The following is a 15004-nucleotide window of genomic DNA, read 5'->3' on the forward strand; positions in this document are numbered from 1 at the left end:
GGCCGGGCTTTGATGGTGTTGCTTGCGTTCGCTTACGCGTCGCCTTCTTGCTGAACGGCAGGCGTTTCGAAGATCGAAGCGGCTTCTTCTTCGGCAATCGCTGCAGCGCGGTCGCGGTCGGCCACTTCCTTCGCCTTGCGGGCGCGGTGGTAGGCCAAGCCGGTACCGGCCGGGATCAGACGGCCAACGATGACGTTTTCCTTCAGACCACGCAGGTCGTCGACCTTGCCCATGATGGCGGCTTCGGTCAGCACGCGCGTGGTTTCCTGGAACGACGCCGCCGAGATGAAGCTGTCGGTCGACAACGATGCCTTCGTAATACCCAGCAGCAGGTTCTCGTAGGTCGCCGGACGCTTGCCCAGCGCGATCACCTTGTCGTTCTCGTCGAGCAGGTCCGAACGCTCCACCTGCTCACCCGGGATGAAGCGGGTGTCGCCGGTGTCAACGATCTGCACGCGGCGCAGCATCTGACGAACAATCACTTCGATGTGCTTGTCGTTGATCTTCACACCTTGCAGACGGTACACGTCCTGCACTTCGTCGACGATGTAGGTCGCCAGCTCTTCCACGCCCTTCAGACGCAGGATGTCGTGCGGGTCGGCCGGGCCTTCGACGATCATTTCGCCCTTGTTGACCACCTGGCCGTCGTGCACCAGCACCTGCTTTTCCTTGGCGATCAGGAACTCGTGGGCGTTGCCGTCGAGATCCGTAATCACCAGGCGCTGCTTGCCCTTGGTGTCCTTACCGAAGGAAGTCGTACCGGTGACTTCCGCCAGCACGGCGGCGTCCTTCGGCGAACGGGCTTCGAACAGCTCGGCCACACGCGGCAGACCACCGGTAATGTCACGCGTCTTCTGCGATTCGGTCGGGATACGTGCGAGCACTTCACCAACGTGCACTCGCTGACCGTCCTTCACGGTGATCAGCGCGCCCACCTGGAAGCCGATGGTCACGGAGTGGTCCGTGCCCGGGATCTTCACTTCAGCGCCCGACGAGTCGAGCAGCTTCACCTGCGGACGGATGCCCTTCGTGGCAGCGGTACGACGCTTCGCATCGATCACCACCAGCGTCGACAGACCGGTCACTTCGTCCATCTGCTTGGCGACGGTCACGCCTTCTTCGACGTTCTCGAACTTGATGGTGCCCGAGTACTCCGAAATGATCGGACGCGTCAGCGGATCCCACGTGGCGAGTTGCGTGCCGGCCTTGATGGACTGGCCATCCTTGACCAGCAGCGTCGCGCCGTACACGATCTTGTGGCGCTCACGCTCGCGGCCGTGGTCGTCGGTGATCAGCGCTTCGCCCGAACGCGAGATGACGATCTGCTCGCCCTTCGCGTTGGTGACGTAACGCATGGTCGCCGTGAAACGCACGGTACCGGTTGCCTTCGCTTCCACGCTCGATGCCACTGCCGCACGCGATGCCGCACCACCGATGTGGAACGTACGCATCGTCAGCTGCGTGCCCGGCTCACCGATCGACTGCGCAGCGATCACACCCACTGCTTCGCCCGAGTTCACCAGCACACCGCGGCCGAGGTCGCGACCGTAGCACTTGGCGCACAGCCCGTAGCGCGTATCGCAAGACAGCGGCGTGCGAACCTTCACCTCGTCCACGCCCAGCGCGTCGATCAGGTCCACCATGTCTTCGTCGAGCAGCGTGCCGGCCTCGATCGCGGTTTCCTGCGTTTCCGGGTTCACCACGTCGTTGACGACCACGCGGCCCAGGATACGGTCGCGCAGGGCTTCAATCACTTCACCGCCTTCGACCAGGGCCTTCATGGCCACGCCGTTGGAGGTGCCGCAATCGTCTTCCACCACCACCAGATCCTGCGTCACATCGACCAGACGACGGGTCAGGTAACCCGAGTTCGCGGTCTTCAGTGCCGTATCAGCCAGACCCTTACGTGCGCCGTGGGTCGAGATGAAGTACTGCAGAACGTTCAGGCCTTCGCGGAAGTTCGCGGTAATCGGCGTCTCGATAATCGAGCCGTCCGGCTTGGCCATGAGGCCACGCATACCGGCGAGCTGACGGATCTGCGCTGCGGAACCCCGTGCGCCCGAGTCGGCCATCATGTAGATGGAGTTGAACGACTCTTGCTTGACGGTCTTGCCGTTGCGGTCGACCACGTCTTCGGTCTGGAGCTGCTCCATCATCGCCTTGCCCACCTGGTCACCAGCGGCGCCCCAGATGTCCACGACGTTGTTGTAACGCTCCTGGTCCGTCACCAGACCCGACATGTACTGCTTGTCGTATTCCTTCACCTTGGCGGCTGCCTCGGAGATGATCTTCTCCTTGGCCGGCGGCACCAGCATGTCGTCGATGGCGATGGAGATACCGGCACGCGTTGCCAGGCGGAAGCCCGACTGCAGCAGCTTGTCAGCGAAGATCACGGTTTCGCGCAGACCGCACTTGCGGAACGCCGTGTTGATCAGGCGCGAGATTTCCTTCTTCTTCAGCGGCTTGTTCAGCACCGAGAACGGCAGACCCTTGGGCAGGATCTCCGACAGGATCGCGCGGCCAACCGTCGTGGCCTGCAGCGTGATCTTCGGTGCGAAGCGGGCGTCGCCGTCGGCTTCCGGGTTCACCAGCTCATACTCGGTGATCCGCACGTTCACGCGCGAAGCCAGTTCGACTTCCTTGTTCTCGTAGGCGCGGATCACTTCCGAGATGTCGGCGAAGGTCATGCCCTCGCCCTTGCCGTTGATCTTGTCCCGGGTCGTGTAGTACAGACCCAGCACCACGTCTTGCGACGGCACGATCGACGGATCGCCGTTGGCCGGGAACAGCACGTTGTTCGACGCCAGCATCAGCGTGCGCGCTTCCATCTGCGCTTCGAGCGACAGCGGAACGTGAACAGCCATCTGGTCACCGTCGAAGTCGGCGTTGAACGCCGCGCAGACCAGCGGGTGCAGCTGGATGGCCTTGCCTTCGATCAGCACCGGCTCGAACGCCTGGATACCCAGACGGTGCAGCGTCGGTGCGCGGTTCAGCATCACCGGGTGTTCGCGGATCACCTCTTCGAGGATGTCCCACACCACCGGCGTCTGGCTTTCCACTTCCTTCTTCGCCGCCTTGATCGTGGTGGCGATGCCCATCGTTTCCAGCTTGTGGAAGATGAACGGCTTGAAGAGTTCGAGCGCCATCAGCTTGGGCAGGCCGCACTGATGCAGCTTCAGCGTCGGGCCTACCACGATGACCGAACGGCCCGAGTAGTCCACGCGCTTGCCCAGCAGGTTCTGACGGAAACGGCCGCCCTTACCCTTGATCATTTCAGCCAGCGACTTCAGCGGACGCTTGTTAGCGCCGGTCATCGCCTTGCCGCGACGGCCGTTGTCCAGCAGCGAATCCACGGCTTCCTGCAGCATGCGCTTTTCGTTGCGCACGATGATCTCCGGCGCCTTCAGCTCGAGCAGACGCTTCAGACGGTTGTTCCGGTTGATCACGCGGCGATACAGGTCGTTCAGGTCCGACGTGGCGAAACGGCCGCCGTCCAGCGGCACCAGAGGACGCAGCTCGGGCGGCAGCACCGGCAGCACTTCGAGGATCATCCAGTCCGGCTTGATGCCCGAACGCTGGAATGCCTCGAGCACCTTCAGGCGCTTGGCGAACTTCTTGATCTTGGCTTCCGAGCCCGTGGCCTGCAGCTCGGCGCGGATCGTCTCGATCTGCTTCTCGATGTCGATGCCGCGCAGCAGCTCGCGAATGCCTTCGGCGCCCATCATGGCGACGAATTCGCCTTCGCCGTATTCGTCGCACTTGGCCAGGTAGTCGTCTTCCGACATGATCTGGCTCTTCTTGAGCGCGGTCATGCCCGGTTCAACCACGACGAATGCTTCGAAGTACAGCACGCGCTCGATGTCGCGCAGCGTCATGTCGAGCACCATGCCCAGACGCGACGGCAGCGACTTCAGGAACCAGATGTGCGCGGTCGGCGCAGCCAGTTCAATGTGGCCCATGCGCTCACGTCGCACCTTGGCCAGCGTCACTTCAACGCCGCACTTCTCGCAGATCACGCCACGGTGCTTCAGGCGCTTGTACTTGCCGCACAGGCACTCGTAGTCCTTGATCGGGCCGAAGATCTTGGCGCAGAACAGACCGTCACGCTCAGGCTTGAACGTACGGTAGTTGATGGTCTCGGGCTTCTTGACTTCGCCGAACGACCACGAACGGATTTTCTCAGGCGACGCGAGGCCGATCTTGATCGCGTCAAACTGCTCTTCTTGCTGTACCTGACGGAATAGGTCGAGCAATGCTTTCATTCCAAACTCCTTGAGTTTGAGGCTGGCGCCCTGGTGTGACCCAAAGGCGCCGGCCCTAAATCTTCGTCAATGGCTGCTGTTACCAGGGCATGGCGATGTTGCCGCCATGCCCTCACCGCATCGGCGCTTAGTTGCGCTCGAGGTCGATGTCGATACCCAGCGAGCGGATTTCCTTCACCAGCACGTTGAACGATTCCGGCATGCCGGCATCGATCGAGTGCTCGCCCTTGACGATGTTCTCGTACACCTTGGTCCGGCCGTTCACGTCATCCGACTTCACGGTCAGCATTTCCTGCAGCACGTAGGATGCGCCGTACGCTTCGAGTGCCCACACTTCCATTTCACCGAAACGCTGGCCACCGAACTGGGCCTTACCGCCCAGCGGCTGCTGCGTCACCAGCGAGTACGGACCGGTCGAACGCGCGTGCATCTTGTCGTCGACCAAGTGGTGCAGCTTGAGCATGTGCATCACGCCCAGCGTGACCGGACGCTCGAAGGCTTCACCGGTGCGGCCGTCGAACAGCGTGACCTGTTGCTTGGAAGCGGTCAGGCCCTTCTCCTTCGCAATGTCTTCCGGATAGGCGAGGTCCAGCATGCGGCGGATTTCGTCCTCATGCGCACCATCGAACACCGGCGTCGCGAACGGCACGCCCTTCTTCAGGTTCTCGGCCAGCTCGAGGATTTCCGCGTCGGACAGGCTGTCCAGATCTTCAACCTTGCCGCTCTCGTTGTAGATCTGACCCAGCAGCTTGCGGATCTCGGCAGCCTTGGCTTGCGCCTTGAGCATGTTGCCGATGCGCTCGCCCAGACCGCGTGCGGCCCAACCCAGGTGGGTTTCGAGAATCTGACCCACGTTCATCCGCGAAGGCACGCCCAGCGGGTTCAGCACGATGTCGGCAGGTGTGCCGTCGGCCATGTACGGCATGTCTTCGATCGGGGTGATCTTCGACACAACACCCTTGTTACCGTGACGGCCGGCCATCTTGTCGCCAGGCTGCAGGCGACGCTTCACGGCCAGGTACACCTTGACCATCTTGATCACGCCCGGCGGCAGTTCGTCGCCTTGCGTGAGCTTCTTGCGCTTCTCTTCGAACGCGAGGTCGAAGTCGTGGCGCTTCTGCTCGATGGCAACCTTCACGGCTTCCAGCTGCAGCGCGACTTCGTCTTCTGCCGGGCGGATGTCGAACCAGTGCCACTTGTCCAGATCGGCCAGGTATTCCTTCGTGAGCGCGGTGCCCTTGGCCAGCTTCTTCGGGCCGCCGTTGGCAATCTTGCCCACCAGCAGACGCTCCAGACGCTGGAAGGCATCGCCTTCCACGATACGCAGCTGGTCGTTCAGGTCCAGGCGGTAGCGCTTCAGTTCCTCATCGATGATCGACTGGGCGCGCTTGTCACGCACCACGCCTTCACGCGTGAAGACCTGCACGTCGATCACGGTACCGCTCATGCCCGAAGGCACGCGCAGCGAGGTGTCCTTCACGTCGGACGCCTTCTCACCGAAGATCGCACGCAGCAGCTTCTCTTCCGGCGTCAGCTGGGTCTCGCCCTTGGGCGTGACCTTGCCGACCATCACGTCGCCGGCTTCCACTTCTGCGCCGATGTACGTGATGCCCGATTCGTCCAGGCGAGCCAGTTGGGCTTCGGCCAGGTTCGAGATGTCGCGCGTGATTTCTTCCGGTCCGAGCTTGGTGTCGCGAGCAACGACCGACAGCTCCTCGATGTGGATCGAGGTGTAGCGGTCTTCAGCCACGACGCGCTCCGAGATCAGGATCGAATCCTCGAAGTTGTAGCCGTTCCAGGGCATGAACGCGACCAGCATGTTCTGGCCGAGCGCCAGCTCGCCCATGTCGGTCGAGGCGCCGTCAGCAATCACGTCGCCGCGGGCAACAACGTCGCCCACCTTGACCATCGGACGCTGGTTGATGTTCGTGTTCTGGTTCGAACGCGTGTACTTGATCAGGTTGTAGATGTCCACGCCGACTTCACCGGCGACGGCTTCGGCATCGTTTACGCGGATCACCACACGGTTCGCGTCAACGTAGTCGACCACGCCGCCACGGGTTGCCTGCACGGCGGTACCCGAGTCCACTGCCACGGTGCGCTCGACGCCGGTACCCACCAGCGGCTTGTCCGCACGCAGGCAGGGCACGGCCTGACGCTGCATGTTTGCGCCCATCAGTGCACGGTTTGCATCATCGTGCTCGAGGAACGGCACCAGCGAAGCTGCAGCCGACACGATCTGCGACGGTGCCACGTCGATGTACTGCACGCGGTCCGGCGTGACCATACGGGTTTCACGCTCGCTGCCTTCACGCGCGGAGACCAGTTCGTCAATCAGGTTGCCGTCCTTGTCCAGCGTCGCGTTGGCCTGCGCCACCACGTACTTACCTTCCTCGATGGCCGACAGGTAATCCACCTGATCGGTCAGCTTGCCGTTTTCAACCTTGCGGTACGGCGTTTCGAGGAAGCCGTAGTCGTTCAGTTGTGCATACAGCGCCAGCGAGTTGATCAGACCAATGTTCGGACCTTCCGGCGTTTCGATCGGGCACACGCGGCCGTAGTGGGTCGGGTGCACGTCACGGACTTCAAAGCCCGCACGCTCGCGCGTCAGACCGCCCGGGCCCAGGGCGGAAATACGACGCTTGTGCGTGACTTCCGACAGCGGGTTGGTCTGGTCCATGAACTGCGACAGCTGCGACGAACCGAAGAACTCGCGAATCGCCGACGAAATCGGCTTCGAGTTGATCAGGTCGTGCGGCATCAGGTTTTCCGTCTCGGCCTGGCCCAGACGTTCCTTCACGGCGCGTTCAACACGCGACAGCCCGGCACGGAACTGGTTTTCTGCCAGTTCGCCGACGCAGCGCACACGGCGATTGCCGAGGTGGTCGATATCGTCGACTTCGCCCTTGCCGTTACGCAGGTTCACCAGCAGCTTGATCGTGTCGAGGATGTCCTCGTCGGTCAGCACCATCGGGCCTGTACCGCTCGAGCGGTTCAGGCGGCTGTTGACCTTCATGCGGCCAACGCGCGACAGGTCGTACGAGTCTTCGCTGTAGAACAGACGCTGGAACAGTGCTTCAACGGCGTCTTCGGTCGGCGGCTCGCCGGGGCGCATCATGCGGTAGATGGCGATACGCGCGGCGGTCTGGTCGGCGGTGTCGTCCGTGCGCAGCGTCGCCGACATGTACGGACCTTGATCCAGGTCGTTCGTGTACAGCGTCTGGATTTCCTTCACGCCGGCGTCACGCAGCTTCTCGAGCACGCCTTCGGTCAGTTCGTCGTTGGCGTTGGCCAGGACTTCACCGGTGTCCGGGTCGACGATGTTCTTCGCCAGCACGCGGCCCAGCAGGTAGTCTTCCGGCACGCTGATCAGCTTGGTGCCCGCGGAATCCAGGTCGCGGATGTGCTTGGCGTTGATGCGCTTGTCCTTCTCGACCACGACCTTGCCGTTCTTGTCGGAAATGTCGAAGCGAGCGACTTCACCGCGCAGACGCTCGGGCACGAATTCCATCAGTGCGCCTTCGGTCTTGAGCGTGAAGTTATCGAACACGAAGAAGTGCGCCAGGATCTGTTCCGGCGTCAGGCCAATGGACTTCAGCAGGATCGTCACCGGCATCTTGCGGCGGCGGTCAACGCGGAAGTAAAGGATATCCTTCGGGTCGAATTCGAAATCGAGCCACGAGCCGCGGTACGGGATGATCCGCGCCGAGAACAGCAGCTTGCCCGAGCTGTGCGTCTTGCCCTTGTCGTGCTCGAAGAACACGCCCGGCGAACGGTGCAGCTGGGACACGATCACACGTTCCGTCCCGTTGATCACGAACGAACCGGTGGAGGTCATGAGCGGAATTTCGCCCATGTAGACTTCCTGCTCCTTGATCTCCTTGACCTTGGTGGGATTCTCGCGGTCGTTGATGATCAAGCGCACTTTTGCGCGCAGCGCCGAGTGGAAGGTCAGACCACGCTGCTGACATTCCTTGACGTCAAACGGCGGGTTGGACAGGTGGTACGACACGAACTCCATGCGTGCCAGACCATTGTGCGACACGATGGGGAAAATGGCGTTGAACGCCGCTTGCAGACCTTCGCTCTTGCGTTGTGCAACAGGAGCGTTCTCCTGCAAGAACTGGGCATACGATTGAATCTGGGTGGCAAGCAGGAAGGGAACCTGATGAACCGTTGCGCGTTTCGCGAAACTCTTGCGAATACGCTTCTTCTCGGTAAAGCTGTACGCCATGGGATCTCCGAATCATCGCAAGTGCGCGCGACGGACTTAAGGCGATAAGGCACGCCTGACACTTGAGGTGTTCAGCGACTGGTGACGGGATTTGGCGGTTGGCCGCTACCAACCTCTGGCTGACGGTACTGCGCGCGCCACCCGCACATGAGCCCATGGAGCCCATGCTACGGACGGGGGAGCACCCGACCAAACTTGCCTTCTGCAGTCGGTTCAGAAGACAAACATCAGCGGACTGCGAACTGCCTAGTGTGCCACTGATGTTTGGCCTCTGCTGGCCTTGTCCTGGCCGGCTGCCGGAAAACCCGGCAAAGAGACTTCAACGATACTTATAGCGTGACTGCGGGATCGCTCAACAATCGGCCCCACAAGCGCAAAAAGGCTGGCGCCGGGAAATCTCCCTTTGCCAGCCTCCATCGCGTACCAGGTACGGCACGCGAGACCTGCACTTACTTGGCTTCGGCTTCCGCGCCGGCTTCCACCAGCTTCTTCACCAGCTCGTCGGCGGTCTTCTTGTCGACGCCTTCCTTCACGGGCTTCGGTGCGCCATCGACCAGGTCCTTGGCTTCCTTCAGGCCCAGGCCGGTGATTTCACGCACGGCCTTGATGACGCCAACCTTGTTCGCGCCGGCGCTCTTCAGCGTCACGGTGAATTCGGTTTGCTCTTCAGCGGCAGCAGCGCCACCAGCAGCAGCCGGACCGGCCACGGCCACGGCAGCAGCCGACACGCCAAACTTCTCTTCGAACGCCTTGACCAGGTCGTTCAGTTCCATCACGGACATCGCGCCAACGGCTTCCAGGATGTCGTCTTTGGTGATTGCCATTTGAATAACTCCAGAATGTGATTCGGTATCGATCGTGCGATCTGTACGTGGTGCCGCAGCCTATTAGGCCGCTGCAGCCTCGCCTTCGCCTTGCTTGGCAGCCAGGGCACCCAGGGCGCGGGCAAAGCCCGACACCGGCGCCTGCATGACGAACAGCAGCTTGCTGAGCAGTTCTTCGCGGCTCGGAATCGTTGCCAGCGCCTTCACGGCGTCGACGTCGAGAACCTTGCCATCGTACGAACCAGCGCGCAGCACCAGCTTGTCATTGCCCTTGGCGAAATCGTTCAGCACCTTGGCCGGGGCCACTGCGTCTTCGGAAATACCGTAGATCAGCGGGCCGGTCAGTTGCTCGGCGAGTTCGGCAAACGGCGTGCCTTCAACAGCGCGGCGTGCCAGCGTGTTCTTCAGAACGCGCAGGTAGACGCCTTGCTGGCGCGCTTGCGCGCGCAGCTTGGTCAGATCGCCAACCGTGATACCGCGATATTCGGCGACGACGATGGTCGAGGCCTTGGCGACTTGCGCCGTTACCTCGGCCACGACGGCCTTCTTATCTTCGAGATTGAGTGCCACGGTTAAGCTCCAAAACGACGTCGGCTTCCGCAGTCGCTGCGGTCACCTCGGTCAGTCCAAAAGTACGGCGTCCGATTGGCACAAATCACTTCGGCGATACCAAAGTCACTCATTCCCTTCGGGGGCGCCATCTGCGTTGGCTGAAGTCCCCTCCGCTTCCGGAGTGGGCCGCGATTAAGGTGTTGGCTCCGAGGAGCCCCACACCGCCAACGGTCTTTGATAACCAGTGGCGTCTGCCTACTTGCGCAGACGTCTGCCACTGCCCAAAGTCTTGTCCCTCAAGCCTCGAGGGTCTGCGCGGCCGAAGCCACGCAAGAGAAAACTGCTGACACCAGGATGGTTATCGGGCCGCCCGGTGCGAATGATCGAGAGCGATCAGGCAGCCAGGGTTGCCTGGTCAACACGCACGCCCACGCCCATCGTCGACGAGACGGCGACCTTGCGCAGGTACACGCCCTTGCTCGATGCCGGCTTGGCCTTGGTCAGTGCGTCCAGCAGTGCAGCCAGGTTGCTCTTCAGCGCTGCCGGCTCGAACGAGCGGCGGCCGATGGTGGCGTGGATAATACCGGCCTTATCGACGCGGAATTGCACCTGACCAGCCTTGGCGTTCTTCACAGCCGTGGCAACGTCCGGCGTCACGGTGCCGACCTTCGGGTTCGGCATCAGGCCACGCGGGCCCAGGATCTGACCCAGCGTACCGACCACGCGCATCGTGTCCGGCGAAGCGATCACGACGTCGAAGTCCATCTTGCCGGCCTTGATCTGCTCGGCGAGGTCTTCCATGCCGACGATCTCAGCGCCGGCAGCCTTGGCTTGCTCGGCCTTGTCGCCCTGGGCGAACACGGCCACGCGCACCGACTTGCCGGTACCAGCAGGCAGCACCACCGAACCACGAACCACCTGGTCCGACTTTTTCGCATCGATGCCCAGTTGCACGGCCACGTCGATGGACTCATCGAACTTGGCGCTGGCGCATTCCTTAACGAGGCTCAGCGCTTCGTCGATCGGGTAGAACTTGGTACGTTCGACCTTGGCCTTGTTCGCGGCCGCACGCTTCGAAATCTTTGCCATGATTACAGGCCCTCCACCGTGATACCCATCGAACGGGCGCTACCGGCGATCGTACGCACGGCGGCGTCCAGATCAGCTGCGGTAAGGTCAGCGTTCTTCGCCTTGGCGATTTCCTCTGCCTGCGCGCGGGTGATCTTGCCAACCTTGTCGGTATGCGGCTTGGCGGAACCCTTCTGGATACCGGCAGCCTTCTTGATGAGCACGGTCGCCGGCGGCGACTTCATCACGAAGGTGAAGCTCTTGTCGGCGAAGGCGGTGATCACCACCGGCACCGGCAGGCCCGGTTCCATACCTTGAGTCTGCGCGTTGAACGCCTTGCAGAACTCCATGATGTTCAGACCGCGCTGACCCAGGGCCGGGCCGACGGGCGGGGACGGATTTGCTTTACCAGCCGGAATTTGCAGCTTGATAAAGCCAATAATTTTCTTGGCCATCTTGACTCCAATCCGGATTGCCCAGTTCAAACAACGATGGCAATCCTGTTGAGTGGTAACGCATCGGCGCAAGGCCGACGCTCCTCTGTTGGCGCGGGCGGCTTCGCCACCGTTGCCCGCCAAGTCCGGTGGACCGGGCGATTAGCGCAGTGGCTTGCGCCACCGCACCAAATTTCTTAAACCTTCTCGACCTGACCGAACTCGAGTTCGACGGGCGTTGCACGTCCGAAGATCGTCACGGAAACGCGCAGGCGCGATTTCTCGTAGTTCACTTCCTCGACGTTGCCATTGAAGTCGGTAAACGGGCCTTCCTTCACACGCACCATTTCGCCCACTTCGAACAGCGTCTTGGGACGCGGTTTCTCGACCCCTTCCTGGATCTGGGCCATGATTTTGTCGACTTCGCTCTTGGAGATCGGCGAGGGGCGATTGCCCGTACCACCAATGAAACCAGTGACCTTGGAAGTGTTCTTCACCAAGTGCCAGGTCTCGTCGGTCATCTCCATTTCGACAAAGACGTAGCCGGGGAACAGGCGGCGCTCTGTCACGGTCTTGCGACCGCTCTTGCTCTCCATCACCTCTTCCGACGGCACCAGAATCTGGCCGAACAGATGTTGCAGGCCTTCGCGCTCGATGCGCTCCTGCAGCGCGCGTTGCACGCTTTTTTCCATGCCCGAATAGGCATGCACGACATACCAGCGCTTCTTTGAGGCCGGTGCGGACGAATCCGTGGACGTGTCGTTCGCTACGTTATCCGTCATGGCTTCACCCGATTATTTCCAGCCCAGCACGAGGGAGAAAATCACCCACTCAATGAGCTTGTCCGCAGACCACAGGAACAGGGCCATGATCACGACGAACGCAAACACCAGACCGGTCATCTGCCCGGCTTCCTTGCGCGTCGGCCACACCACTTTGCGAACTTCGCGGTACGACTCGCGCGCGAACTCGATGAAGCTTTGCCCAGGTGCGGACACCAACGCAACGCCCGCGCCCAACACCAGCCCGCCAATCAGCGAGGCAGCACGGACATAGCTCGGCTGTTGCGCCAGCAAGTAAAAACCGATCACCCCAGCGACCAGCAGCAGGAACGCCAAGGCCAGCAACCATTTGCCGCTGGCGGTGTTGACGGTTTCGACGTTCGGATTGGCCATGTTTCCCAAACGAGACTAAGCCGCGTGGCGCGTTTTCCTGCGCGACGCGGCTGATGAATTGGCAGGGGCAGAGGGAATCGAACCCCCAACCTTCGGTTTTGGAGACCGACGCTCTGCCAGTTGAGCTATACCCCTAAAACAGCTTTGGGGTTGCCATTTCGGTCAACCCCACTCTGGCACTTCACGTGCGGCCGGTTGGCAGCCGCACGGAAGAGTTACAGCACTTACTCGATGATCTTAGCGACGACGCCGGCGCCGACGGTACGACCGCCTTCACGGATAGCGAAGCGCAGACCTTCTTCCATGGCGATCGGGGCGATCAGCTTGACGGTGATCGACACGTTGTCGCCCGGCATGACCATTTCCTTGTCGGCCGGCAGCTCGATCGAGCCGGTCACGTCCGTCGTACGGAAATAGAACTGCGGACGGTAGTTGTTGAAGAACGGCGTGTGACGGCCGCCTTCGTCCTTCGACAGGATGTAGACCTCGCCCGTGAAGTGCGTGTGCGGCTTGATCGAACCCGGCTTGCATAGCACTTGGCCGCGCTCGACGTCTTCGCGCTTCGTGCCGCGCAGCAGGATACCGACGTTGTCGCCTGCCTGACCTTGGTCCAGCAGCTTGCGGAACATTTCCACGCCCGTGCAGGTGGTCTTCTGCGTGGCCTTGATACCGACGATTTCCAGCTCTTCGCCGACCTTGACTACGCCGCGCTCGATACGGCCGGTCACCACGGTGCCGCGACCCGAGATCGAGAACACGTCTTCCACCGGCATCAGGAACGTGCCGTCAACAGCGCGCTCCGGCGTCGGGATGTAGGTGTCCAGTGCGTCGGCCAGGTTCATGATGGCCACTTCGCCCAGCTCGCCCTTGTCGCCTTCCAGCGCCAGCTTGGCCGAACCCTTGATGATCGGGGTGTCGTCGCCCGGGAAGTCGTACTTCGACAGAAGTTCGCGCACCTCCATCTCGACCAGCTCCAGCAGCTCAGCGTCGTCCACCATGTCGCACTTGTTCAGGAACACGACGATGTACGGCACACCAACCTGGCGGGCCAGCAGGATGTGCTCACGCGTTTGCGGCATCGGGCCGTCAGCGGCCGAGCACACCAGGATTGCGCCGTCCATCTGGGCGGCACCGGTAATCATGTTCTTGACGTAGTCGGCGTGGCCCGGGCAGTCAACGTGCGCGTAGTGACGGTTAGCCGTTTCGTACTCAACGTGTGCGGTGTTGATCGTGATGCCGCGTGCCTTTTCTTCCGGCGCCGCATCAATCTGGTCGTATGCCTTGGCGGCACCACCAAACTTGGTCGCCAGCACGGTCGTGATCGCTGCCGTCAGCGTCGTCTTGCCGTGGTCAACGTGACCAATCGTACCAACGTTCACGTGCGGCTTAGTCCGCTCGAACTTTTCCTTTGCCATGTCGCGACTCCTGTCTCGGTAGCGATTTGCGTTGGTGGATGCGTGGTGCCCATGGGCAGGATCGAACTGCCGACCTCTCCCTTACCAAGGGAGTGCTCTACCACTGAGCCACATGGGCAAAACTTGCGAACAGTGAATGGAGCGGGTGAAGGGAATCGAACCCTCGTCGTAAGCTTGGAAGGCTTCTGCTCTACCATTGAGCTACACCCGCCCGGGTTACTTCTTCCCTTGCCGCCCGGCCTTGCGACCGAACTCACTGCTTAATTCTGGTGGAGAGGGTTGGATTCGAACCAACGTAGGCGTAAGCCAACAGATTTACAGTCTGCCCCCTTTAGCCACTCGGGCACCTCTCCGAAGAGAACTTGCGATTATGGGACCATCAAGCCACCCTGTCAAGCGTTCCTTGATGAAATCGCGAGATTTCGAGCATTGGTGCTCTCACCCTTATACGGCAAGTTCACTCCAGTGGGGGCGGCGTCACGGTGCCTCCCTCCAACGCACCCGCCAAAGGGCTTGCGTAGCCGTCTTCGGAAGCCACAAATGCAGTCGGCAAGCAGAGCTACGGAAGGTCGGGGACCCCACGGCGGGCCTACACCACACAACTACAGACATACGATGTAGGGCGCTTGCACACCGCACAAAGCGAACGCAGCCAGCCCTCGAGTATCCAGCGCGTCACCGCCGTGAGCGGACGATCGTACGGGCTCTAGCCGGCTGACCGAAGGCGCCTGGTGCGAGACCACGAGCGCCTCCGGCGGGAGGTTTGTAAGCACCCGGTGAACCCGTCTTGCCAGCTAGGTGGCGCTGGGCGTCCAGCGATGCGGGAGCAGTTCGGCGATGTCGGCCGCCTTGTGGGTCGGCAGTCGCGTGAGGACGTCTTTCAGATAGGCGTAGGGATCGTGCCCGTTGAGCTTGGCCGATTGGATCAGGCTCATGACGGCAGCCGCGCGTTGACCGGCGCGCAGTGAGCCTGCAAACAACCAATTGGAGCGACCCAGGGCAACCGGCCGGATCTGTCGCTCGACGTGGTTGTTGTCGAT

Annotated in this window: 10 protein-coding genes and 4 tRNA genes; all 14 read right to left on the reverse strand. The window is 61.5% G+C overall.

Going from position 1 to position 15004, the window contains the following annotated elements; translation table 11 throughout:
* Positions 1-32: 32 nt before the first annotated feature.
* Positions 33-4262, reverse strand: a complete 4230-nt coding sequence (gene rpoC, locus BEK68_RS13835; RefSeq protein ID WP_012436593.1) for a DNA-directed RNA polymerase subunit beta' — start codon at positions 4260-4262, stop codon at positions 33-35.
* A 127-nt stretch (positions 4263-4389) separates the two neighbouring features.
* Entirely contained in the window at positions 4390-8496 is a 4107-nt protein-coding gene (gene rpoB / locus BEK68_RS13840; protein WP_004634457.1) for a DNA-directed RNA polymerase subunit beta, read from the reverse strand.
* Positions 8497-8945: 449 nt separating this feature from the next.
* Positions 8946-9320, reverse strand: coding sequence for a 50S ribosomal protein L7/L12 (rplL, locus tag BEK68_RS13845; RefSeq protein WP_004634456.1), 375 nt, complete (start codon positions 9318-9320; stop codon positions 8946-8948).
* A 63-nt stretch (positions 9321-9383) separates the two neighbouring features.
* A complete protein-coding gene (rplJ, locus tag BEK68_RS13850) occupies positions 9384-9890 on the reverse strand; it encodes a 50S ribosomal protein L10 (protein ID WP_004634455.1) in 507 nt (168 codons plus the stop codon).
* Positions 9891-10265: 375 nt separating this feature from the next.
* The gene (gene rplA, locus BEK68_RS13855; protein WP_004634454.1) at positions 10266-10961 is read right to left on the reverse strand and encodes a 50S ribosomal protein L1; all 696 of its coding nucleotides are present in this window, start codon (positions 10959-10961) and stop codon (positions 10266-10268) included.
* 2 nt (positions 10962-10963) lie between these two features.
* Positions 10964-11395 carry a 50S ribosomal protein L11 gene (rplK, locus tag BEK68_RS13860; RefSeq protein WP_004634453.1) on the reverse strand — a complete coding sequence of 144 codons (432 nt, stop codon included), beginning with the start codon at positions 11393-11395 and terminating at the stop codon, positions 10964-10966.
* 176 nt (positions 11396-11571) lie between these two features.
* A complete protein-coding gene (nusG, locus tag BEK68_RS13865) occupies positions 11572-12156 on the reverse strand; it encodes a transcription termination/antitermination protein NusG (RefSeq protein ID WP_004634452.1) in 585 nt (194 codons plus the stop codon).
* Between the two features lie 12 nt (positions 12157-12168).
* Entirely contained in the window at positions 12169-12549 is a 381-nt protein-coding gene (secE, locus tag BEK68_RS13870) for a preprotein translocase subunit SecE (RefSeq protein ID WP_004634450.1), read from the reverse strand.
* Between the two features lie 59 nt (positions 12550-12608).
* Positions 12609-12684, reverse strand: a tRNA-Trp gene (locus BEK68_RS13875).
* An 89-nt stretch (positions 12685-12773) separates the two neighbouring features.
* The gene (gene tuf, locus BEK68_RS13880) at positions 12774-13964 is read right to left on the reverse strand and encodes an elongation factor Tu (RefSeq protein WP_004634449.1); all 1191 of its coding nucleotides are present in this window, start codon (positions 13962-13964) and stop codon (positions 12774-12776) included.
* Positions 13965-14007: 43 nt separating this feature from the next.
* Positions 14008-14082, reverse strand: a tRNA-Thr gene (locus BEK68_RS13885).
* Positions 14083-14101: 19 nt separating this feature from the next.
* A tRNA-Gly gene (locus BEK68_RS13890) sits at positions 14102-14175 on the reverse strand.
* A 56-nt stretch (positions 14176-14231) separates the two neighbouring features.
* A tRNA-Tyr gene (locus BEK68_RS13895) sits at positions 14232-14317 on the reverse strand.
* A gap of 441 nt (positions 14318-14758) precedes the next feature.
* Positions 14759-15004, reverse strand: a 246-nt coding sequence (locus BEK68_RS13900; protein WP_042917904.1) for a transposase domain-containing protein, incomplete at its 5' end; no start/stop codon positions are given.

The organism is Ralstonia pickettii, assembly GCF_001699815.1.
Classification (GTDB): Bacteria; Pseudomonadota; Gammaproteobacteria; order Burkholderiales; family Burkholderiaceae; genus Ralstonia; species Ralstonia thomasii.